The 23672-nt window shown below is 38.2% G+C and carries 21 protein-coding genes; 8 read left to right on the forward strand and 13 right to left on the reverse strand.

Annotated elements, in window-relative coordinates; genetic code table 11:
- The first annotated feature begins 503 nt into the window (after positions 1-503).
- Genes PWP26_RS06295 through PWP26_RS06305 form a run of 3 tightly spaced genes read left to right on the forward strand, consistent with a single transcriptional unit; the run spans position 504 to position 3484 of the window.
- Complete coding sequence (locus PWP26_RS06295; RefSeq protein ID WP_287568601.1) at positions 504-1169, forward strand: lytic transglycosylase domain-containing protein; 666 nt, start codon at positions 504-506, stop codon at positions 1167-1169.
- A 23-nt stretch (positions 1170-1192) separates the two neighbouring features.
- Positions 1193-2887 (forward strand): indolepyruvate ferredoxin oxidoreductase subunit alpha, encoded by a 1695-nt coding sequence (iorA, locus tag PWP26_RS06300; RefSeq protein ID WP_038060463.1) that lies wholly within the window; start codon positions 1193-1195, stop codon positions 2885-2887.
- Positions 2888-2890: 3 nt separating this feature from the next.
- On the forward strand, positions 2891-3484 hold the full coding sequence (locus tag PWP26_RS06305) for an indolepyruvate oxidoreductase subunit beta (RefSeq protein ID WP_038060465.1): 594 nt from the start codon (positions 2891-2893) through the stop codon (positions 3482-3484).
- Here the strand turns inward: PWP26_RS06305 and PWP26_RS06310 are convergent.
- The 11 genes from PWP26_RS06310 to PWP26_RS06360 all read right to left on the reverse strand — a co-directional run bounded on the left by PWP26_RS06310 (position 3452) and on the right by PWP26_RS06360 (position 17049).
- A complete protein-coding gene (locus PWP26_RS06310) occupies positions 3452-4264 on the reverse strand; it encodes an RNA methyltransferase (RefSeq protein WP_038060467.1) in 813 nt (270 codons plus the stop codon). The two genes, PWP26_RS06305 and PWP26_RS06310, sit on opposite strands and share 33 nt — an antisense overlap.
- Positions 4265-4269: 5 nt before the next feature.
- A complete protein-coding gene (folE2, locus tag PWP26_RS06315; RefSeq protein ID WP_038060469.1) occupies positions 4270-5061 on the reverse strand; it encodes a GTP cyclohydrolase FolE2 in 792 nt (263 codons plus the stop codon).
- Complete coding sequence (locus tag PWP26_RS06320) at positions 5061-5957, reverse strand: dihydropteroate synthase (RefSeq protein WP_038060471.1); 897 nt, start codon at positions 5955-5957, stop codon at positions 5061-5063. Before PWP26_RS06320 ends, folE2 begins: the two co-directional genes overlap by 1 nt.
- 31 nt (positions 5958-5988) lie before the next feature.
- Positions 5989-7347: an acetyl-CoA decarbonylase/synthase complex subunit gamma gene (gene acsC / locus PWP26_RS06325; protein ID WP_301399255.1), complete on the reverse strand. Its 1359-nt coding sequence runs from the start codon at positions 7345-7347 to the stop codon at positions 5989-5991.
- Between the two features lie 38 nt (positions 7348-7385).
- Positions 7386-9602, reverse strand: coding sequence for an acetyl-CoA decarbonylase/synthase complex subunit alpha/beta (gene acsB, locus PWP26_RS06330; protein WP_301399256.1), 2217 nt, complete (start codon positions 9600-9602; stop codon positions 7386-7388).
- Between the two features lie 10 nt (positions 9603-9612).
- Complete coding sequence (locus tag PWP26_RS06335) at positions 9613-11775, reverse strand: acetyl-CoA decarbonylase/synthase complex subunit delta (protein WP_301399257.1); 2163 nt, start codon at positions 11773-11775, stop codon at positions 9613-9615.
- 45 nt (positions 11776-11820) lie between these two features.
- On the reverse strand, positions 11821-12489 hold the full coding sequence (locus tag PWP26_RS06340) for a methylenetetrahydrofolate reductase C-terminal domain-containing protein (protein ID WP_301399258.1): 669 nt from the start codon (positions 12487-12489) through the stop codon (positions 11821-11823).
- A 13-nt stretch (positions 12490-12502) separates the two neighbouring features.
- Complete coding sequence (locus PWP26_RS06345; RefSeq protein ID WP_301399259.1) at positions 12503-12838, reverse strand: hydrogenase iron-sulfur subunit; 336 nt, start codon at positions 12836-12838, stop codon at positions 12503-12505.
- A 15-nt stretch (positions 12839-12853) separates the two neighbouring features.
- Entirely contained in the window at positions 12854-14269 is a 1416-nt protein-coding gene (locus tag PWP26_RS06350; RefSeq protein ID WP_301399260.1) for a 4Fe-4S binding protein, read from the reverse strand.
- Between the two features lie 95 nt (positions 14270-14364).
- Positions 14365-15270: a bifunctional methylenetetrahydrofolate dehydrogenase/methenyltetrahydrofolate cyclohydrolase FolD gene (gene folD / locus PWP26_RS06355; protein ID WP_038060483.1), complete on the reverse strand. Its 906-nt coding sequence runs from the start codon at positions 15268-15270 to the stop codon at positions 14365-14367.
- A 12-nt stretch (positions 15271-15282) separates the two neighbouring features.
- Positions 15283-17049, reverse strand: coding sequence for a formate--tetrahydrofolate ligase (locus PWP26_RS06360; RefSeq protein WP_301399261.1), 1767 nt, complete (start codon positions 17047-17049; stop codon positions 15283-15285).
- A gap of 148 nt (positions 17050-17197) precedes the next feature.
- Between PWP26_RS06360 and PWP26_RS06365 the strand changes: the two genes are divergently transcribed.
- The 5 genes from PWP26_RS06365 to PWP26_RS06385 all read left to right on the forward strand — a co-directional run bounded on the left by PWP26_RS06365 (position 17198) and on the right by PWP26_RS06385 (position 20369).
- Positions 17198-17341 carry a hypothetical protein gene (locus tag PWP26_RS06365; RefSeq protein WP_156095572.1) on the forward strand — a complete coding sequence of 48 codons (144 nt, stop codon included), beginning with the start codon at positions 17198-17200 and terminating at the stop codon, positions 17339-17341.
- A 330-nt stretch (positions 17342-17671) separates the two neighbouring features.
- Entirely contained in the window at positions 17672-18253 is a 582-nt protein-coding gene (locus PWP26_RS06370) for a hypothetical protein (protein WP_273011270.1), read from the forward strand.
- Positions 18254-18263: 10 nt separating this feature from the next.
- Positions 18264-18851, forward strand: coding sequence for a peptidoglycan-associated lipoprotein Pal (pal, locus tag PWP26_RS06375; protein ID WP_273011267.1), 588 nt, complete (start codon positions 18264-18266; stop codon positions 18849-18851).
- 22 nt (positions 18852-18873) lie between these two features.
- Positions 18874-19419, forward strand: coding sequence for an OmpH family outer membrane protein (locus tag PWP26_RS06380; RefSeq protein WP_301399262.1), 546 nt, complete (start codon positions 18874-18876; stop codon positions 19417-19419).
- A 29-nt stretch (positions 19420-19448) separates the two neighbouring features.
- The gene (locus PWP26_RS06385; RefSeq protein WP_301399263.1) at positions 19449-20369 is read left to right on the forward strand and encodes an ROK family protein; all 921 of its coding nucleotides are present in this window, start codon (positions 19449-19451) and stop codon (positions 20367-20369) included.
- Here PWP26_RS06385 and tsaE read toward each other — a convergent pair.
- Together tsaE and PWP26_RS06395 are read right to left on the reverse strand one after the other, a co-directional pair.
- A complete protein-coding gene (gene tsaE, locus PWP26_RS06390; protein WP_301399264.1) occupies positions 20305-20775 on the reverse strand; it encodes a tRNA (adenosine(37)-N6)-threonylcarbamoyltransferase complex ATPase subunit type 1 TsaE in 471 nt (156 codons plus the stop codon). The two genes, PWP26_RS06385 and tsaE, sit on opposite strands and share 65 nt — an antisense overlap.
- Before the next feature lie 19 nt (positions 20776-20794).
- On the reverse strand, positions 20795-23395 hold the full coding sequence (locus PWP26_RS06395) for a pitrilysin family protein (protein ID WP_301399266.1): 2601 nt from the start codon (positions 23393-23395) through the stop codon (positions 20795-20797).
- Between the last annotated feature and the right edge of the window lie 277 nt (positions 23396-23672).

Here is a 23672-nt window from a genome sequence, read left to right on the forward strand (position 1 = left end):
AGGAGTTAAGGGAGCTCAGGAGGGCAAGATATGGAGAAGAAAAAATTAGAATTATTACAAAAGAAGAAAAAATCCATACACAATTTTCTTGACACTATGATTTTTACTTAAACTTAAAAAATTTTAAAAATAAAAAATAAGAAAAATTTTAAAATTTAAAAAATTTAGTCAAAAAAGAGAAAAAAAATTTGCATTTTATAAAAATGTTGACAGGAAAATTATTTTTTCTGAAAATTTCTATTAATAAAGAGGAGTTTTCTATGTCCTTAAAGGATAAGTTTTATTATGGTAATAAGAATTAAACATTGCAGGAGGGGGTACAGGTAGAAAATGGTATAGATTTTATATGAGAGTTGGGGAAGAACTATAGAAAGTAACTAAGGAATATGATTTTTAAGTTTAAAGATTACGGAAAGATTTTTGATTTTATTCTCTATCGGCAAATTTGGGGTTGACCCTGAGCCTTGACGGACTTATTTATCTTATGTTATAATTTAACAATTATGAGAAAAAGAGAAATTTTATTACTTTCAGCAATTAACTCCAAATTTTTTCTTTTAAAATTACTGATTTTCTTTCATTTTCTTTTTTCTTATGCTCAGGCACACATCTATAGGTGTGAAAATCCTGAGACAGGTGAGGTCCGTTATACTAATCAGGAGAAGTTAGATGCTTATTATTGTCAACTTTATATAAGAGAAAAACCTAAAAACTTAAACTTTAAATCCTCAGGTCCTAAGTTCCCTTATTCTCCAAATTATACTAAACTACCGGTAGAATACGAGACCTGGTTTGAAAAGGTAGCTCAGGCATTTTCTCTTGACCCTGCACTTCTTAAAGCCATTGCCAAGGTTGAATCTTCTTTTAACCCAAGGGCTGTTTCTCCCAAAGGGGCTATGGGTATCATGCAACTTATGCCTCAAACTGCAAGGCTTGTAGGGGTTGAAGACCCTTATCATCCCTTAGAAAATCTCAAAGGTGGGGCTAAATACCTAAGGATGCTTATAGATGAGTTTCAGGATCTAAGTTTAGCCCTTGCAGCTTATAACGCAGGCCCAGAAAAGGTAAAACTCTATCGAGGAATACCTCCTTATCCAGAAACCCAAAGTTATGTAAAAAACGTATTATACTACTATTCTATTTTTAAAAACAAAACGTTAAATAATTAAAAGTTTAATTTTTGGAGGGTTTTATGCATCCTATCTTAAAAGGTGAGAACTGTAAAAAATTTCTGTTAGGAAATGAAGCGATCGTTCGGGGGGCGATAGAGAGTCGTGTCCAGGTCGGAGCTGCCTATCCTGGGACTCCTTCGTCTGAGATAGGAAACAACCTTTTTCAGATGCAAAAGGATTTGGCCGGTCTCTATTTTGAATTTGCTGTAAACGAGAAGGTGGCTATGGAAATCGTTGGGGCTGCCTCTGCCTGCGGACTACGATCTATCACTTGTATGAAACATGTAGGGTTAAACGTGGCAAGCGATGCCTTTATGTCTCTTGCCTATGTAGGGGTGGAAGGGGGCTTGGTGGTGGTTACCGCAGATGACCCTTCTTGTCATTCAAGCCAGAACGAACAAGATAACCGTTATTATGCAAGGCTTGCTCAGGTGCCTATGTTTGAGGCCTTTGATCCTCATACTGCTTATGTCCTTACCAAAGAGGCTTTTTCCCTTTCAGAAAAGTTTAAACTACCTGTGCTTTTGAGAACTACTACCAGGGTATCTCATGCCAGAGGTGTGGTAGAGGTAGGAGCTATCCCTTTTGATTTTTATACAACCTTTAAAAAAGGATTCTTTAAAAAAGACCCCTTTAGGTTTGTACCTGTCCCTGCTGTTGCCAGAAAACAACATAAACTCCTTTTAGAAAAATTAGAAGAACTTCAAAACTTAGCCAGCTCGTTTAATTTTAACCAGTTTATACCCAAAGGGAAATTAGGGATCTGTGCCTCTGGGGTTGCGGTAAATTACGTAATAGATGCCCTCGAAGATTTGGGTCTACAGGATGAGGTTTCTTTACTTATCCTTACGTTTACCCATCCTTTCCCAGAAAAGTTAGCTTTAGAATTCCTTTCTCATGTAGAAACCTGTGTGGTGGTAGAAGAGCTTGAGCCCTATTTAGAAGAAAACTTGAGAGCTCTTGCTTATACTCATGGTCTTAAAACCAAGATTTTAGGTAAAAAAGAAAAGCTTTTACCCAGGTATTTTGAGTTTACCCCTACCCAAGTAAAGGAGGCTTTAGCTAATGCCTTCAACCTAAAAAGGTTTACCGTTGAAGTTCCTCCTTTCGATTTTTCGGACAAACTTCCGGCAAGACCTCCGGTTCTTTGCCAGGGATGTCCTCACAGAGAAACTTATAAACTCATAAAAGAAGTTTTACAAGAGATGGGAATAGAGGAACGGACTATTTATCCTACAGACATAGGGTGTTATACCTTAGGGATTCAACCCCCATTAAACATGGCAGACTATTTGCTTTGCATGGGTTCGAGTGTGGGAACTCCTTGTGGTTTTGACGTAGCTACAGACCAAAGGGTGGTGGCTTTTATCGGAGATTCAACTTTCTTTCATGCAGGGCTTTCTCCTCTGGTCAACGCTAAGTTTAACAAACATAAATTTACGCTGGTGGTGCTTGATAACGACACCACCGCTATGACAGGACATCAACCTGTGCCTTCTCAAACGATAAAATCACCTATCATCCAGGACCATCCAACCATACCTATACAAAAAATAGTTGAGGCCCTTGATATCCCTTGTGTGGTAATAAACCCTTATAAAAAAGAAGAGGCTAAAGAACTTGTTCAGCCTTTACTTGAAAAACAGGAGCTTTCGGTAATCATCGCTAAAGCTCCTTGTATCTTATATAAAACTAAATCTCAAAAAGGGAGTTAGACCATGAAAAAGATAAAAGGGTTAGTGGTAGGTGTAGGAGGACAGGGTATCATCCTTTTTACCAGAGTGTTAGGAGAGGCCTGCCTTAAGGCTGACATTCCTGTTATCGTTTCTGAAGTCCATGGGATGGCACAGAGAGGAGGTGTGGTAGAAAGCTCTATTTGCCTTTTTGGCAAAAGTCCTTACACCTCAGAAGGAGAAGCAGATTTTATAGTAGCCTTTGAACCTGCTGAAGCCTTAAGGTTTGTTAAAAGGGCTAAAAAAGAAACAAAGTTTGTGATAAGTAAAGACCCCATATTACCCTTTGCTGTAAAAGAGGGATTGGCTACCTATCCTGATCTGAACTCCTTTTTTGAAGAAATGACTTCTTACTTCAGTCAAGTCTTTTTGGTGCCTGGAGAAGAGTTAGCCAAGGAAGCAGGCTCTGTCAAAGCGCTAAATATGGTAATGTTAGGTGCAGCAACTGCTCTTGAGATATTTCCTTTAAACAGAGAGGCTCTTGTTGAGGCTATGCTTGAACTTTTACCTGAAAAACTTCATCAGGTAAACTTAAAGGCCTTTGATTTAGGGTTTAACTACATTAAGTCTATCCTTTAGCCATTGATAGAGGACTATACCTGCTGCTACTGCTACGTTTAGAGATTCTACTTTGCCTACGATAGGGATGGTTAGCCTGTATTTTGAGGCTGCCATCCCCTCTTTAGAAAGACCTTTGGCCTCGTTTCCAAACAAAAGGGCTGTTTTAGGAGGAAAAGAAAAGGAAAAAAGGTCCTCACCTCCCTTAACCACCGTAGCTGTTAGTCTAAAACCTCTTCTTTTAAGGTTCTCAGCAAGTTCTATAAATCTTTCAACCTTTATCAGAGGAACATTTAGGACAGCTCCAGCACTTGCCCTAACTGCCTTTGGAGAAAAAGGGTCTGCCGTACCCCTGGTATAAAACACACAAGCCACCCCAACCGCTGCTGCCGTCCTTATTATTGCCCCTACATTAGAAGGATCCTGAATTTCTTCAAGCACTACCACACAACAAGGGGTACTCTCTAACCTCTCTGGTAAGTCCTCAAAAATAGGAAATTTAACGACCGCTAAAACTCCTTGAGGGGTCTCTGAGGCAACCAACTCTTTAAAAAGAGTTTCTTCTAAGACCAAGATCGGAATTTTTGCCTCTTCTGCCTTTTTGAGCAAAGGCTCAAGTTTGGTAAGACTTCTCTTTTCTAGAACCACCCAGAGTACTTTGTCTCTTTCCTGGTCTAAAAGTTCTCTAACAAAAGAAACTCCTTCTACAAGAAAGGCCTGATGTTCTTTCCTGCCTTTGGGTTCTTTAAGAGCCTTAAGAAATTTAAAGGTTGGGTTGGACCTTGAAGAGATAATTTTCATAGGTTTTAAGAACCTCTTTTGGTTCTTTCGATACAGGCATAGGCGTTGTGGGCATGGATGGACTCAAAGTTTTCTACCTCTACGAAAAACCATTTCACCTCAGGATGTTCCCAGAGCCGTTTGGCTACTCCTCTGACTACATCCTCTACAAAACGCGGGTTTTCATAGGCAAACTCAGTAACAAACTTTTCGTCTGGTCTTTTCAAAAGGGAATAAACCGGGCTTGAGGCAGAGGCTTCTGCAATCTCTATCAACTCTTCCAGCCAGATAAACTCCTTAAACCGTACCTTAACGGTAATCAGGCTTCTTTGATTATGGGCTGAAAACTGGCTGATAGATTTAGAACAAGGGCAAAGGGTCATCACCGGTACCTTGGCCCCAATCACCAGGTCCTTTTTACCCTCAGAATAGGAAGCCAACAAAATTCCCTGGTATTCCATCAGAGAAGAAATCTGGGTAACAGGTGCCTTTTTTTGCAGAAAATAAGGAAAAAACATCTCTAAGTGTGCACTTTTGGCTGAAAGTCTTTGAGCAAGTTTTTTTAAAAGTTTGATTACGTTTTTTACGTGAATCTCCCCTTTAAACTCGTTTATCACCTCTATAAACCGGCTCATATGAGTACCTTTGAACTTAGAAGGGAGGTCTACATAAAGGTTTAGCTCTGCTACCGTATGTTGCAATCCCTTTTCTCTGTCAAGTACTGTTACTGGATGTTTAAATCCCTTGATACCTACTTTATCTATGTCTATTTTCTCTTCAGGTGGCAGACTTTGAACGTCAATCAATTCTGGTTTCATCAGAGTTCTAACCAAAACTCCGAAAAGATGGTTTTACCAAGAAGCACCTGGGTAGTTTTATAAATTTCCACTTCCTTGGGGGTTAAATCCTTAGGGTCTATTTCTTCTCCATCCATAATCCTTCCTACCAGGTTTACCCAATCTGGATGTAAGCCTTTAGCTATCTCTACCAGCTCTCTATCATAGACATTAAGGATGGCTGCATAAAGATCATACTTCATAAGCATCATAAGAAGCACTCGGTTAAGATAAGGTCTTAGTTTCGGGTTAATTCCGTTAGAAACGTTAGAAAGTCCTACGATGCTTTTGGCACCTGGAGCAAGGTCTTGAAGCATCGAAAGAAAATTTAAAGCCTCAACTATTTGCTCTGCCCCTAAGGTAATAGGTGTGATAATTGGGTCTACCCAGATTTTTTCATTAGGGATCCCTGCCTCGTTGAGTTTCATGATAAGGTCTACGGCTAAAGAGGCTCTTTCGTTTGCATCTCTTGGTAATCCTTCGTCTCCCCATAAAAGAGCTACAACCTCACATCCAGCCTCTGCCGCAAGAGGAATAAGTTTTTCCATCCTTTCTTTTTGGGCAGAAATAGAATTCATCAAAAACCTCTGTGGGTTTTTCGAAACCTTAAGTCCTGCAGCCATAGCTTCTTCATTAGTAGTATCTAAGGATACAGGAATGTCCACCTCAGACTCAACCAAGCTTACTATCCAAACCGCAAGGTCCTTCCCATCCTTTTTAGCTGGTCCTATGTTAAGGTCTAAATAGTCAGCTCCTAACTCCTTTTGCTCTCTTGCCATCCTTTTTATTGGTTCTGGGTCTCTTGCCTTTATAGCCGGGCCTATGGTTTTAGACATCACATTTATGCTTTCACCTACACAAACTACTTTTTCCTTCATCTTTCCTCCTCAGCGATTAACCTAAAAATTTTTAAGGCTTTAATCTTTTAGCCAATTCTCTTAGGGCTACAGGAAGCCCGTTTGCTTCTCTTGGCCCTATCACTACCTCCCAACCTCCAAGCTCCTCCTCAAGCTCTCCCTTGATGATAGCCACATAACCTGGTATCATCAATGTTCTGTGTTTTATCTTTTCAGCAATACCTGTTTTTTTAACAAACTCTGCGATGTTATCGGCGTTAAACTTACCTGCAGCCCAGGCAGTAAGAACTGAGAGCCCATCTGTATCCTTTATCAAAAGCCAGCAAGGAACTCTACTTCCTTCTATTTCCCCAGATACGATAAAATATGTCAAGGCAAAGTTGCAAGTCACCACTACTGGAGAATATTCGTCTGGCCCGTTTATAGGATAAATCCCTTCGTCTACCACCAAAGGTTTTTGTGGGTCTGAATAAAGGTTAAACCTTTCCAATAACAAGGGGAACAAAAGCTCTGGCTTCAGGTCTGAAAGCAAAATAATACTTGCATATTTTGCTACATAGATGCTGGCTAAAAGATACTCTTCAACCAGGTCTTCTGTATATCTATCCATAAAGGTTATCACTGGAAAACCAAAGGGCTTAAACCGTTTTTTCACAGCTGCTCGTCTTATGATCACTAAATCTTCAAAAAGCTCCTTTGGATGAAGGGCTCCGCTATCTAACACCAGATCTTTCAATCCTTGAGTAATCAAACCTTCAACCAACCGCGCCAACTCCCCTAAAGTCACCGCAGAAACTACTAAAGGCACCTTTTTTTCTGTAGCCAAACTGACAAAAGAAGATAGATCCTCTGCTTGTCCTGGATAAACAAGTGGAACTGAAGGGGTACACACCTCTATAGCGTTTTTAATTAAAGACAAATCTGAAGAGGCTAAAACTATCGCTACCTCAGGTAAGACTTCCCTTACTTTTTTTACCAAACTAATAAACCTCTCCTTATCTCCTTCATCTTTGATGCAAACTATTTCAGGTTTTAGAACATTGCCTACCCGTTCCCACTTTAAGGTTTGATAGGCTTTAATTCTTCTTAAAACCTCTTCGTCTTCCATCGAGGTTTTTAGATAGGTTCCGATAAGTGGAGGGTTTTCAAACTTTTTTTCATGTCTAAAAAGGACGGTTTCTCCTCCTAACTTATAAGAAGCCTCTGGAGTTCCTATCACTACCGTTCTTATAGGTGGAGCGGTAGCCTCAGATATCTCTTCCTTAACCTTAGGGTCTACGTAAGGACACTTATCTATCTCTACCTGTCCTGCAGCTACCTTCATCGCAAAGGCAAGACAGGTAGGGAAACCACATTCTTTACAGTTTTTCTTAGGAAGAAGTTTCATGATTTGAATACCGGTGAGTGTCATCTAAACTACCCCTTTAAAGGTTGCTTATCTCTTTGTCATCACATCAGAGGAGGAAGGGTTAAAACAGGATGGTTAACCCTTTCTACCCAAGTTTTTATCTCTTCCTCTGTGTTAGCTATCGTTTCGTCTGCTATCTTTTCTATCAAATCAGGAACTCCTAACTTTTCTGCCATTATTTTTAGTTTATCCTTGAGTTCCTCTTTTAAACTTTTAGGCATCCACACAAGCCTTTTTATTCCACCTTCAGCCATCAAAAACTTAGGAGATACGATATAATGTTTAGCTACCCCTAAGAATCCTGGTGTTTGCACCCCACCACCTACCATACCTGCCATGGTAGAAAATTTCATACCTGTAGGGGTAAGACCTGTATAATCCCGGTTAACTACCATAATTCCGTTCACCTCGGGAAGTACCGCAGCAATGCACTCAAAACATCCACAGGCAGTCATAGGGTCTTTCATAATACTATAAAGCGCCACTTTCTCTATTTTCCCACGAGAAGCCTCTTTAACAAACTCGTTTACCCCTGAAAAATATCCAAGAACCGGGTCTAAACATTCCCCTTTAGGAATAGGTTGGTTGGGACCTGTGGGATTGATCTCATAACCCGCCTTTCCGTCAAGCCAGTTATAAGCCCCACACATACCCACCCTTTCAGGGGTTATCACACACACATGAGATGGAGCAAAACTCTGACATAACGTACAGGAATAAAACACATCCACCTTTTCGTCAACCAACCCAGCAATTCTTTCATCTCTAACCCGATAAACCTGCTTAGCCTGTTCTAAAACCTGTTTAACCTCCGGTTCTCGAGTATAGATTTTTACCTGAAGCTTATCTACTATGGCACTAAACTTTTCTTTTATCTTGGCATATAGGATTAATCCTAAATGTTTAAACGTAAAACCTTTTTCCACAGCTTGCTTAGATATCCTAAGCCACATCAAATTTCTTTGGCCTACATGCATAATCCCCTGGGCATAGTTTATAAAATAGTGAAACTGTCTCTCTATGATAGGTTCAAAATCTTCTTGCATATTAGCCCCAGCTACTTCGACCACCACTGCTAAAGGCAATCTATAAGGAGGGCCTTTTTCTTCAAATTTTTTTAAGTCTGGAATATCTGGACCAAATACTTCGATCTTTCCGTCCTCTATTTCGTCTAAAGGCCTTGAAACCAGCAACTCAACCCCTAAGGTCCTTCCTCCTCCACATTCAAGATAGAGGTCTTCCTTTCTAACCCTTTCTCCCTCAAAAGAAGCGGCATAAGCTACAGGAATGTCAAGCTTAACCGAGGTAATCTTAAGCCCTCTTACTTCTAAAGCTGTGTCAACCATCTTATCAAGGGGCACTTTAGAGACAAGATGTTCATAAAGACACACCCCAGGCACCTTTATTTCAGGAAGTTCTACATCGGTTATCACTGGACATCCCCAGTTAAAGACCCCAAGTGCGGTTGCCGCAACCTCTAAAGAAGGAGCACCAAAGGACAACGTAAAAGCAAAGGTTCTGTTTTTATTATAAAAAAGGTTTTTAGGCCCTTCTCCTGGCTTTACCCCTCCAAAAGACATAGCCACTCTACAAGCAAACCCAATGGCAAAGGCTACTGAGGTTACCTCTGGGCCAAAGGGCACCAGTCGAGTTGACCAGCCAAGCTGAACCCCTTGTTGCAAAAGACTTTCTGCCAAACTCACACCTTGCCCTGTCCCATGCAAAAACACATACAGATTTTTTTCTTGGAGTTCCCTGATGATGTTTATCGCACCCTCTATATCTCCAGGCGTCCCAAGAATAACCGCAAAACCAGGAGCAGTTCCATCTACAAACTCAACCCCTCTTTTCCTAAAAACAACGTCATCTGCTGCCCCAAGCCAAAGCTTCCCTTCCCCTGGGTCTTCTGAATAACAATAAAAGTCCGGCTTTTTTAGATATCTAATAGCCTCGATAATTTCTTCAGAAAAAAGCGCAACCAACCCTGCATCTAAGGCCTTGCCCCAGTAAAAAACTTCAGAAGAAGTCTCCTTAGGTAAAAGCTTCTTTATTTCTTCTAAAACCTCTCCACAATCCCCCAGTTTTTTAACCGGATAACCTAAGATAGCATAGATTATAGGTAAAAAATAAGCAGTATTAGGGAAACCTATAGGTTTTTCTTTACCAAAGGTTTTTACCGCCTGTTCATATTCCTCTAACGCCCTCTCAAAAAGTAAATAGGAACCTTTTATACCCAACTCACAGACTATTTTAGACATTACTTACCTCTTACGGTTTTTGTTCACTTGAAGTCCATAAAAGATTTAATACCCTTTTAGTCAACTCTAAGGACTTAGGATGCCTGAGAATAAACAATTCGCCTCCTGCTAACGCAAGGGACACGGCAGTAATAACCTCCATCATAACCCCTCTCATCTCAGCCTCTCCCATGAATTCATCAGAAGGAAGACTGGTTTCTTTAGTCTTCCAGACCTCTCTACCTACGTTGCAGATAAAGGGATTTTGCAGTTTTACGTCGTTAGAATAAAGGGCTGCAAGCCTTATCCTTTCCATCACAGAATAGGTATATTCAAGTCCATACCCAAGGGCACCTACTGAAGGGTCCATGATAATCTTTTCTAAAGGCACTCCAAGATTTTCAAGCAAAATGTTTAGCTGTTTAGCTATGTTAACGTCTATAGGGCTTTGAGCTATCACAGGCAGTTGATAACCTAAGGCTACTGCCCCTAAAGTACGGTAGTTATCTTCAACTATAGGGCCAAAAAGGATGTTATCATCCTTAATTACCTCAGCCACCTCTCTAAGCACCTCGGTGTCTTTTTCGGCGTTATCACACCCCCATATGATCAAAGGCACATCTACCGCTTTTTTAACCTTTTCTATAACCCTTTTGGCATGGTCTGCCCCTAAATTTAAATAATTTGGGTCTATCCCTAACAAATAAACAGCGATCGCCTCAGCCCCATACTCTTCTACACATTTTTTAGCCCAGGACCCAGGGTCATCCCACACATCTTTAAAATATTTAGCAAGCACCTCTGGAAAATCCTCAGGAACAACGTCTAACACCTCCATCGCTATCCTTAAAGGTTGACCTAAACTACCCTCAAAACTGTGAAAGGGTAAGGCCTCAGCACCTCCAACTTTTAACGCTTTATCACCTTTTCCAAAAACAACCTCTCTAATCCTGCCAGAAGCAGGTTCACGATAAAGGTCTTCTGGAAGACCCTTAGCCCTTTCAGATAAGCTACGATATAAAACTTTTAGCCTGGATTTTTCACCTGTCAGGCTTTCTTCTTTAGCAGGTGCCAAGGAGGATGGAGAGGTTTTTGTAAGATCCTCTACTACTGCCGTAGGTTTTTCTTTTGATGTCTCTATCGTAATACTCACTTTTTCTGAAGCTTCTTCTTTTATCTCTTTTTTCCCGATAATCAAACTCTCAAGTCTTAAAAGATGCTCTTTTAAATTTTTTATTTCTTCTTCTAAGTGCTTTTTTTCTTGTTCTCTCAAAGAAAAGGTCTTAGTATCTTCTGGTAACAAATCTTGAGAAAATGGACGAGGATAAAAGCCAGTTTTTTTAAGGATTTCAGGAAGGTATTCTTCCCAGCCTATAGCCATAAGATGAAATCCCTTTACTCCAGGGATTTCTTTTATTTGTTCTATCAGTTCTACAGCTATTTTTATACCTTCTTCTAAAGGGTCTTTAGCCTCGCGCATTCTTTTAACCAGATCTTCAGGCACACAAGAACCTGGCAGGTGACTTTTGATGTAGTCTATCATCCGAAAAGATTTGGGAGGTACTATTCCTGCTAAAATATATGCCTTTTCTGTAAGCCCTTCGTTGTGGGCGATATACATGAACTGCTTAAACTTGGTTACATCATAAACCAGCTGAGTTTGAATAAACTCAGCCCCTGCTTTGATTTTTTTAGCAAGTCTTCTTACTCTATACTCTGAAGGGTCAGCAAAAGGATTTTCTGTTGCCCCGATAAAAAATCGAGGATTTTCTCCTTTTATCTCCTGTCCGTTTAAAAACTTCCCTTGCTTAAGTTGATTAACCATAGCCACCAGTTGCACAGAATCTAAATCAAACACAGGCTTAGCCTGAGGATGATCACCAAACGTAGGATGGTCTCCTGTGGTGCAAAAAACATTTCTTATCCCTAAAGCCCAAGCCCCAAGAAGGTCAGACTGCATGGCTATGCGGTTTCTATCCCGGCAGGTCATCTGAAGGATAGGTTCTATCCCCTCTGACATAATAGCCAAACAACCAGCTAAGCTTGAAAGCCTTACCATGGCAACCTGACAGTCGGTTATGTTTGCAGCATCTACATATCCTTTAAGGATACGAGCTTTCTTTTTTAACGCCTCAAGACTTGCATGCTTAGGAGGTGCAAGCTCACAAGTAATGGCCATATAACCAGACTTCAAAACCCTCTCCAAATTACTTATAAAACTCACCGCAATCTCTCCTCTTTAAAAGGTTAAGTCTTCTCTTTCTCTTCTTTTTGGACCTTCTCCAAAGGCTGGTCTCCAATCCTTTGGACCTATTATTTCATCAAGGCTTGCAAGCTCTCCCCTTTTTTCAAGCCTGATGATAATTTCATACCACACACAGGGTATTTCAGGGTTCACCTCACACCTTTCTGTTTGGGACCCTCCACAAGGCCCGTTTAAAAGACCTTTGGGGCACCTCGCGATAGGACAAAGGCCAGCGGTTTTATCGATAAAACAATCCCCGCAAGCCCGACACTTCTCCTCCCAGACACCAAATCCAAGATGGGCCCCTATAAATAAAGTATCTGTCCCAGGATAAACCTTTAAATCAGGATAAAGGTCAGCTATCAAGTTTACCCCTACTCCACAAGCTAAACTGACTACCGCTTCAACCTCTTTAAGAAACTCAGGCAACACCTTCAAAGCAACAGGGTCACACTGCCTAATAAGGGTTTGTCCGAGAGCAATAAAGTTTTTCCCTTCTTTTTCTGCTATAAGGTTTAATGCCGAGACCAGCAACTTTACCTCTCGATCTCCTCCAGTTGAGCAAATCCCTGAACACCCCCTACATCCTAAAACCAGAACCTTACGAAAGTCTGCTATGTTTTGCCAAATCTTTTCTATAGGTTTTAATTCTGTAATTACCATAACCTTTTCTCCGTTAAGCTTTAAGAATCTGATCTAATAAAGTTTGACCTTTTTCTTTATTAAGATAAACCATCTCCAGTCTATATCCTTCAGCCCATTTTCCTAAATATCTTCTTACCGTAGCCATCCTTTTTTCTGCCCTTAAGTTCCCGATCCTACTTTTACACGTTCCTTTTTTACACCCTACCACAAAAACCTGCTGAAAACCCTCTTCCAAAGCTTTCAGCACCTCAAAAACAGTTAAATCTCCTGCACAATCTAAGGTCTTTAAAACTATATCTTCTCTATCCTTCATCTCTTCTTCTAAACCAAGCTCTCTACAAACAAACATCAGAGTTTTTCCTTTCATCAAGCCTCCGTAACCTTAGATTACTTGAAGATAGATCGCCTCAGAAGGACACTCACCGATACAGATGCCACAACCTGTGCATTTCTTTAGGTCTACCAATATACTATTAGCCACATGGTCGATAGACATGGCTGAAAAAGGACAAATCTTTACACAATTAAAACAGTTGATACACCTTTCTCTAAAAATTTCAGCCCGTTTAACCGGAAGCATTTCAGAGGAAAAAGTGTTTTTAAACCTTTCTAACAATATTTGTTGGTAAAAAGACATGTGTTCTGAAGAAGAAAGAGCCCTTCGCATTTCCATATCAAAAAGCACCCTTGGCTTTGGCTGGTGAATTCCTAAAGTCTTTCTTTTTGTTTCTATCCTCTCTATGATTTCCTGTAAAATCTGGTCGGCAAGACCTTCTTCAAATACCCTAACCTTTTCATCAAGCAATTTAAAAGGTAAAAAGTCCTTCCCTATGGCTAAAACTTCTAAACCTAAACCTGAAAAAGCAGGAACTAAAAGCCCAGGATTAACAGTTTTTAAACTGTTTTTACTACAGTAGACCGCAACTAAAGGTATCTCTGAAAGCTCTTTAAACAACCCTCCGGCACTAAGCATCTCTAAAACAACAGGAAAAACCTCTACTTCATCCCTTAAACATAAAACCGGAGGCAAACCAAAGGCTTCTAAAAATTCTCTCAGCCCTTCTCCTGCTTCCTGGATGAGTTCTAAATATTTTAAGGTTTCTTCCTCGTTTCCTGCAGACCATATCCAGATATTTTGATGCAATAGTTTTTTAACCAAAGAAAGATTTGACTCTTCTAAAGGAAGATGATTAAAAAATACCAGTCCTTTTAGATTACCTGTTTTAAGGTTTTCGTTGATCGGACTTAAAGAGGCCCTGAAAGTACCCCCAAGGGCATACATCAGGTCTTCACAGGTTAAACCGTTTAAATTCCCTTTAGAAAAAAATAACTCCTTAAGGTATGACCTAAATAATGCTAAACCAAAAACATAGGTAAGAGAAAGTTTTATCAAACTTTTAGTAAGTTCTTCTTTTTCTTCGGTTCTGAGAAACTTTTCGTAAGTACGGGTTATTTCTCTTTCTATTCCCTCAACCAAAAGCCCTTCTTTTTTAAGCTTAGATAAAACCTCAGTAGGGAAAAATTTTTCAATTTTTTCTGTTAAATCTTTAGTAGAAAACAGATCTAAAAGGTTTTTAGCGATTTTCGTCAGTAAAATCCTTTCAGGAAGACTACTGTCTAAGCCTAAACTTTGAGCCAAGAAAAGAAGATTTTCTGGTTTGGTAAAATTTATCGGCTTACCTGAGGATAAAGCCTCATCTATCTTAAAAATTTCACCTTTAAACTCTAAAAGGTTTAGCCCATAATCTTTAATCAGGGTGAACCCTAAGTTTTTTAGCTGATCTTTGTTTTTTTCCAAAGTTATCCCTCAACCCTATAAAATTTTAAAAAACTATTATAACATATTTATACTAAAACACTATCGATAAAATCTGTTCGAGGCTTGAATTTTAGCTAAAACTGAATTTCTTCAGAAAGACCTTGGCTTGCTTTTGCAGCTTCTAACGTGTTTTTCATCAACATGGTAATCGTCATAGGACCAACTCCACCGGGAACCGGGGTAATAACCGAGGCTTTTTGCTTAACACTTTCAAAATCTACATCTCCACAAAGAATCGGTTTACCCTCAGGAGTGGTCCCAATCCTGTTAACCCCAACATCTATAACCACTACCCCTTCTTTCACCATATCCCCTGAAATAAATTTTGGTCTACCTGCTGCCACTATCAAGATATCTGCCCTTTTAGTATGAAAAGCAAGGTCTTTGGTAGCGGTATGACACACCGTTACCGTTGCGTTTCCTACAGGTTTAAGTTTCTGCATAAGAAGGAGAGCTAAGGGTTTTCCTACGATGTTACTTCTTCCTATGATAACCACCTCTTTTCCTTCTACCTCTATATCAGCTTCTTTTAAAAGAAACAGAATTCCATAGGGTGTGCATGGAATAAAGGTAGGATGTCCCATAACCAACCTTCCTAAATTAAAGGGATGGAAACCGTCGACATCCTTTTTAGGGTTGATAGCGCAGATCACCTTTTTTTCATCAATATGTTTAGGAAGAGGTAGCTGCACCAAGATACCGTGGATGGATGGGTCCTGGTTGTATTTTTCTATAAGGTCTAAAAGGGTTTTTTCTGAGATGTCCTCCGGAAGGTTTTCTTGAACTGAGTAAAAACCAAGTTCTTTGGCTACCCTCTGTTTGGCTGTAACATAAGAAACTGAGGCAGGATTTTCTCCTACCAAGATGGTTACAAGACCAGGAATGAGCCCATATTGTTCCTTTAATGTTCTTACCTCTTCTTTGATCTGTTCTCTCAAGTTTTTAGCTATCTCTGACCCTTTTAATATTAAAGGCTCCATGATTTAACCCCTTTATTCAAGACCTATGATTTTGCCAGTTTTCAAATCTACATCTATCTTACGAAAAGCTGGATTAGAAACTGTGCCAGGCATAAGGTTGATTTCACCAGCAACAGGCACAACCAACTTTGCTCCTCTAAAAACCATGATATCTCTTACATTAAAAACCCAATCTTTAGGAACACCTCTAAGATCAGGATTATCTGAAAGAGAAAGGCTGGTTTTAGCCATACAAACAAAAAATTGTGTAAGGTCTTCTTTTTCAAGCTGTTCCAATTTTTCTTTGGCTAAAGGAGTAAAACAAACTTCCTTTGCACCATAGATTTCTTTTGCAATTTTTTCTATTTTAGCTTTAAGAGGCTCTTTTGTGTCGTAAAGAAAGTTAAAACTATTCGGTTTTTCACAGGCCTCTATAACCGCTTCAGCAAGTTCTACTGCTCCTTCTCCTCCTTTTAACCAGTGGTTAGAACAAACTGCAGTTACCCCTAAGGCCTCACAAAATCTTTTAACCACCTCTATTTCTTCTTTAAAATCATGTATAAACTGGTTGATACATACCACTGGATTAATTCCACTTCTTTGGATAATCTCTATACAATGGGCTAAAAGTTCACAACCTTTTTCTACCAGGTCTGGTCTTAAACTTTGGTATTCTGAAGGAAGAAGCTGGTTTTTCCTAGGAAGAGGTGCTCCTCCGTGATATTTAAGAGCCCTTAAAGTGGTTACCAAAACTACTGCCTGAGGTATAAGACCTGATAACCTGCACTTAATATTCCAAAATTTTTCATAGCCAATCTCTGCTCCAAATCCTGACTCAGTAACATGATATTCGGAAAGTTTTAGACCTAAATAGTCTGCGATGATAGAAGACTGGCCAAGAGCGATGTTAGCAAAAGGTCCGGTGTGTATAAAAACAGGTTGTCCTTCTATGGTTTGTGCAAGGGTTGGGTTAAGAGCTTCTACCAACCAGGCAGTCATCGCACCTGCTACCTCAAGGTCTTCGGTAGTAATAGGATTTCCCCTTTTATCATAGGCTACTACAATCTTTCCGACCCTCTCTCTTAGGTCTTTTAAATTTTTAGCAATAGAAAGAATGGCCATAAGTTCTGAAGCTGGGGCTATCCAAAATTTGCTTTCCATCAAAACACCGTTCTTTTTATTTCCCAATCCTATCAAAACTTTTCTCAATGCTTGAGCACAAAAATCTATTATCCAGGGAAATTCTACTCTTTTAGGGTCTATGTTTAGCCTTTTAATCCCTATTTTTGAAAGCTCTTCGTCAGTATAAGTTTCTTCATGATGAAGTCTTGAGGTAAGAGCTACCATAGCAAGGTTATGGGCATTCATCACCGCGTTTATGTCTCCTGTAAGTCCTAAAGCAATTTTATCTAAAGGTAATACCTGAGATAAACCACCGCCAGTGCCTCCTCCTTTTAGGTTAAAAGTTGGGCCTGAAGAGGGCTGTCTTATAGCACCACTTACCCTTTTTCCTTTTTTAGCAAGTCCCTGAATAAGTCCTATCGTGGTGGTAGTCTTTCCTTCTCCAAAAGGAGTAGGTACTATCGCGGTAACATCGATATATTTTCCGTAAGGTTTGGTTTTTAACCTTTGAATTACCTTTTGATAGTCGACCTTAGCCAAGTAATAACCATAAGGTATTAACTCTTCCGGAAGAAGTCCTATTTCCTCTGCAAGTTCAAAAATCTTTTTTAGATTTTTTTCGGCTTGATAGGCTATCTCCCAGGTAGAAAGTTTTCTTGGGTCTAAGCTTTTTTTCATAAAAGCCTCTTTAAGATGTTTTTAAATTTATAAGTTTTAGCTCAAAAAACGATTTTCGTCAATCCAAAGGTCAAAACGGTTTGACAAGTTTAGTGAGTATTTGAGTATAAAAACACGTTTAGAGGAGTTAAAAGGGTTGGTGTGAAAGGTGGGGTTAGTAGAGTTTGTATATGGGGAGGTTAAGAGAGGATATGGGAGAAATATGTTTAGAATCAGGGGAAAAAGATTGAGAGGAGTGGGTACAGGTAGAAAATGGAATAGATTTTATATGAGAGTTGGGGAAGAACTATAGAAAGTAACTAAGAAATATGATTTTTAAGTTTAAAGATTACGGAAAGATTTTTTATTTTATTCTCTATCGGCAATTTTGGGTCAAAATCTCTGTCTAAAGAAAAAACAAAAACATGTTCAAAACTATGTCTAAATTTTAAAAAGTTTTCGACATGCTTTTGAATAAGGTTATTTTAAACCTTTTGACAAAAGTTTAAAATCATCCATCTCTGATATTTTGGACCTTATAAGCATTTTGTTTAAACCAACCTGTTTTATCATCATCTTATCTTTTATTTTTTTTCTTTTAAATTAAAATCTTTTTATAAAAATTTTTATATTAAGACCAATTATGTTAAAAAATTTAAAGCTGATTAAAAAATTAGACCCAGATCCTACTGCTTTGATGAAAGAAAAAATTAAAGTAGCTGAAGAGCTTTTTGAGCACTGGAATGACTATTTTTATAAAGATTTCAAGTTTTTAGAACTTTTAAAAAGGTACGAAAACGCAGTTTTGTTGTCAAACCAGACGATGTCAAACTTAGAAACATTTAACGAATGTTATGTTTGCTCAGTTATAGATAAAAAAGGTTGTTGTAAGGCTGGTATTGAGGCAGAAGTTACTATAAACATTTTATTGTTAAACCTTTTTTTAAGAAAAGACATTCCAAAGGAAAGAGAGATTCCTCTGAGATGTTTTTTTGTTGGTCCTACAGGATGTAAAATCTTTGCCAGACCTTTTATCTGCAGAGATTATTTTTGTCGTCGTTTGTTAAATAAACTTACGCAAGAAGAGTATGCCTTAGTAACCCAGGTGCTTAACGAAGAGCTTACTTTACTTTATGAAATAACGCGATATATTAGAAAACAATTGGAGTTTTTATTAGGTGAGTTTTTGTTAGAATTAGACATAGTAGGGTATTGCTGGGAATAAGGAGAGATCTATGGTTAGATGGTGGAGGCTTTTAATAGGTGTTATACTTTTATTTTCTGGATGCGCAAAAAAGGAAGTTCCTCCTATAGTTGGAGAATCTCAAGTTCCTGTTTATCAATCTCAGAAAGAGTCTACAACTTCTGTCTCTCAGCCTAAAGCTCCTTCAGAAGTAGAACAGAATCAGGTTTTCTCTCCTGAAGAATTCAAAGATTCAGAAAAAGAAGACTGGGAAAGATGGAAAGTTTATGGAAGAAGCACCCCTCCTCTTAAGGCAGTTTTTTTTGATTATGACGATTATTCCATAAAAGAAGATATGTGGGAACCTATCAAACATAACGTTAAATACCTTCTTGAGCACAAAGATTTGAAGGTTGAGTTACAGGGAAACTGTGATGAAAGAGGTACCAACGAATACAACATGGCTTTAGGTGCTAAAAGAGCTCAAGAGGTAAAAAAAGTGCTTACTAAATTAGGAATAGATGAAGAAAGGATTAACACCATCAGTTTTGGAGAAGAAAGACCCTTAGCTAAGTGTTCTAACGAAACATGTTGGGCTATCAACAGAAGAGTTGATTTTGTGATAATTAATAATAAATAATAAATTAAAATAGGAGGTTTTTATGAAAAGGTTTTTTATTAGTATGTTTTTGGTCTTTTTTTTAGGTTTTGGTTTTTTTAATGAGGCCAAGGCTGAGCCCAGTTTAAAAATAGGGGTTATAGACATCAAAAAAGTGATTAATAAATCCAAGTACGGTGAAGAAATTATTCAAAAGTTGCAAAAAAAGTATGAAGAACTTACTTTAAAAGTTCAAGCAAAGGCTAAAGAATTAGATGCCATTAAAGAAGAATTAGAGAAAAAGGGTGCTCTTCTTTCTCAAGAGGCAAGGGAAAAAAAACAAGCTGAGTATCAAAAGCTGTTAAGAGAATTTAAAAGCCTTCAAGAAGACGCACAGTATGAGATGCAAGAGTATGAAAAACAACTTCTTGACCCGGTTTTTAAAGAGTTAGAAGGGGTGCTTAAAGAGTTTGTACAAAAAGAAGGGATCGACCTTGTTTTAGAAAAAAATCAACCAGGAATATACTATGTAGCACCCAAGGTTGATTATACCGAAAAATTGATAGATGAATTTAATTCTTATTACGAAGCTAAAAAGACGAAGAAGTAAAGTTTGGTTTTTACTGCAACCTTTAAAAAATGTTAGTAGCTGACATAGGAGGTACTAATTCAAGAATAGGAATATTAAAAGATCGTGAGTTTTTAAATATAAAAGTTTATCCAAGCAAAGAACATCAAAATGTATACAGTATAATAGAAAGATATTTTTCTGAAGTTTTCCTTGAAAACCTTCCGGAAAAGGTTTATTTAGCGGTTGCTGGTCCGGTTTTCGAAGATAAAGCCAAACTTACCAACCTGGGATGGGAGGTTTCTGTAAAGGAGCTTAAGAAAAAATTTAATTTCAAAGAAGTTTTCTTGGTAAACGACCTTTATGGGTTAGCTCTGGGTTCTTCTTTTTTGTCTAATAAAGACCTAAAAACTTTAAAAAAGGGAAAAACTAAAAAGAAGTTCCCCCGGGTGTTTTTGGCACCAGGTACAGGTTTAGGTATTTCAGTATTAATAGATGAAGGTATAGTTCTACCTTCAGAAAACGGACATACTCCTTTTTGCCCTTTAAAAAAAGAAGAATATGCTTTTTTAGAATACTTGGGAACTCTAAACGAAGAAAAGTGCTGGGAAAAAGCTTTGTCAGGAAAAGCTGTTTCTCTGTGGTATCAGTTTTATTTCAACCAAACTTTATCCCCTGAAGAAATTTTTAACCTTGCTAAAAAGGGAGAAGAAAAGGCTCTTAAGACGGTTGAGACGATGGTAGAACTTTTAGGAAGAAAGGCCTCAGAATTAGCCCTTACTTTTTTGCCAGAAGGGGGAATTTATCTCACAGGTGGTTTGGTCTCAGGATTAAAAGAGTTTTTGACAAAAAAGAATTTCTTAGATAAGTTTTTAACAGGTTATTTTAACAATCCTAAGATGGATTTTCTTTTAGAGCGTTTTCCTATCAAGTTGATAGCTCATCCTTATCCAGTTCTCTTAGGAGCTCTTGCCATTCTCCATAACCGATAAAGGTAATCTTTCTCTTTGAAAGGTCCAGATATTCAAAATAAATTTCTAAAAAATCTTCCTTTAATGACTCGTTAAGGCGGTCAGCCCACTCTATGAGTACAATACCTTCGTTTAAAAATTCATGAAGTCCTAACTCTTCTAACTCTATATGTTCTAAACGGTAAAGGTCGACGTGGTAGATAGTATATTTTCCTTCATACACATTGATTAAAGAAAAGGTAGGACTGGTTACATAAACCTCTGGGTCTACCAATAAACCTTCTGCAACCCCTTTTACAAAGGTGGTTTTTCCACAACCTAGGTCTCCATAAAGAAGGATTAAGTCTCCGGGCTTTAAAAGCTTGGCAATCCTTCGGCCTAATTTTATGGTTTCTTCTTCGTTTTCAGTTATAAAGTTTATTTCCATTTATAGATTTTTAAAAATTTTATTTTCCTAAAATAAAAAGCACAGCATTTTCTTTTTTTAGATAGGTTTTTATAAACTTTTGGATATCTTCTTGTTTGATATATTGTAACATGTTTTCGTAATTTTGACTATAGTCCCACCCAAGGTTTAAAACCTCATTTACTGCTATGTCTTCGGATTTAGCAAGGTTGCTTTGTAAGCCAATTTTGAGCTTACCTAAAAGTCTGTTTTTAGCCCTTTCGATTTCCTCTAAGGTTAAACCTTTTTTAGAAACTTCTTCCAAAATTTCCCAAAAACCTGCTATCGCAGCTTCTTCTTTTTCCGGAGAACAACCTATGTAAAGCACAAAGGCAGATTTTTTAGGATAAAACACCGTAAATGAGGTAACGCTATAGGCAAGGGAGCGTTCATCTCTTAAAATCCTAAATAGCCTTCCGTCTTGGCCTGAAAGAGCACTGCTTAAGATTTCTAAGACCAGTTTTTCCTTTGAATTAAGACCAGGGGTTTGAAATCCAAGTAAAATTTGGTTCTGGAAGGTTTCTTTTTTTATTTTTTGGGTCTTCTGAGAAGGGAGTTTAGGTTCTTCTTCCTCTTTAACTCTTACCTTTGAGGTTTTCCAGTCCTTTAGATAGGATTCGAGTTTTTGTTTTAGGATAAAGGGGTCTACGTCCCCTACCACGGTTAATACGGCCTTTTCAGGGGTCACGAATTTTTGATAAGCCTGTCTTAGGTCTTCGGCTTTAAAGTTTTGATAAAAATTTAAGTCACCTGCTATGTTTAAACCATAGGGATGATCAGGAAAGAGAATTTTTAAAAACTGATTAACCGCTAAGCTTATAGGATTGTCTTCTTGCATAAAAATCATAGAAATAAGTTCAGGTCGAGCTTTTTCACACTCCTCTTCTTTAAAAGTAGGGGTTAGCAAGATTTCCTTAAAAAGCTCTAAGGTTTGGTCAAAGTTAAAAGAAAGGGAGAGAGCTTTTAACCCAAAGGTATTTCTTCCAGAAAAACCTTTTATGGTAGCACCTAAGGCCTCAAGCTTAGAGGAGATTTCTTCTGCAGAGTATTTTTGAGTTCCTCTTGTCCAAAGAAGGGTTAATGCTTGAAAAAGTCCATTAGTTTGAGGGGTCTCAAACCTCAAACCTCCTGGGAAGGCTAAGGTTATTCCTACGGTGGGTAAATCCTTCCGTGGATAGACGATAACCTTTAGTTTATTTTCTAAGGTAAAGAATTTAACAGGAGAATCTTTTTTTAAAGAGAGCAATTTTTTAAAATCTTCTTCATCAAAATGCCTTTTTTCAGAAAGAAACCCACCTACCAGTTTATCAAAATTAAAGTACTTTTTTGCTACCTCTTTTAGGTCTTCAACCGTTGCTTGCTCTATCTTGTTTTTATACCACAGGATGTCCCTATAATTTCCTCTTTTTAGTTGAAAAAACGAAAGGGTGCTTGAAAGACCATCAGAGGTTTCTGCATCAAACACAAAATCAGAAAGTAGCTGTACTTTAGCTTTCTGTAACTCTTCTTCAGTAATACCTAAATTTTTGATTTCTTCAAGTTCGGTGATCAGATGGGAGACTATGTCTTTAAACTTTTCCGGGTCTGCGGTGCCATAGATTTCTATCAAACCAGGTCCTACTGGAGAAAAAGCAGACATAGAGATAGTTTTTACTAAGTTTAACTCCCTTTTTAATCTTACGTAAAGTCTGGAAGATTCTCCCCCTCCTAAGGCCTGTACAAGCAGGTCTAAGAGAGGTGCGTCTTCTTCCCTAAAAGAAACTCCAGGCAAAGTAAAAACAAAATAACCCTCTTTAACCGGTCTTTCTACCCAAACTAACTTTGGTTTTTCTGTAAAGGGTTCTTCAGGGAATTTTACTTTTTTAAGCTTTCTTTTAGGAAGGTTGGTAAAGTATTTATTTATTAGAGAAAAGAGCTCATCCTGAGGAATCTTTCCTACCACTGAAAGCAGCATATTTTCCGGAGTATAAAACTGGTTGATAAAGGACAAGAGATCTTCTCTTTTAAAAGACCTTACGGTTTCTTCATATCCGATGATAGGGCGTCTGTAAGGATATTTTTGGTAAGAGGCCTTCATAACCTCTTCAAAAAGCACTACATGAGGATTGTCAAGCCTCATTTTCATCTCTTCAACCACTACTTCTTTTTCCCTTTCTAATTCTTTAGGGTCAAAATAAGGATGAAACACTATGTCAGAAAGTATGTCTAAAGATTTCTCTAAGATCTTGGTTGGGCCGGTTGTGTAATAACAGGTATAATCAAAAGAGGTAAAGGCGTTCATGTAGCCACCAAGGGCTTCGATTTCACCTACGATATCCTCTGGCTTTTTGGATTCGGTGCCTTTAAAGATCATGTGTTCTATAAGATGGGTAATCCCTGCCTGTTTTTCATTTTCATAAGCACTACCGACTTTAACGCAAAGCTTAACAGTTACCACGTCTTCTCTTTCATAGGGATAAAAAAGTACCGTAAGCCCGTTTGCAAGTTTTTTTTCTACCACCTTGTCTACTATGTAATCAGATTTTTTAGCTTCTCCTGGCATACTAAAACCTCCTAAAAACAGGATGATAAAAAATACTATCCAAAACAATTTTTTCAACATTTTAAGTCTCCCCGCTTAAATCTGATTATATAACTTTTTAATTTATCATAGTTATAATTTTTATCCAGTGAGGTTAGGTTTTGCTAAATTTTCAGGTTATGAGCTTTCAATCTGTGTAGATATAATTTTCGTAATGTTTATAAAAAATAATTGACCTTAATTTGTCGATAGAAGTTTACATAGTGTCAAGAAAATTGTGTATGGATTTTTTCTTCTTTTGTAATAATTCTAATTTTTTCTTCTCCATATCTTGCCCTCCTGAGCTCCCTTAACTCCT

Source organism: Thermodesulfobacterium sp. (assembly GCF_030445475.1).
Taxonomy (GTDB): Bacteria; Desulfobacterota; Thermodesulfobacteria; order Thermodesulfobacteriales; family Thermodesulfobacteriaceae; genus Thermodesulfobacterium; species Thermodesulfobacterium commune.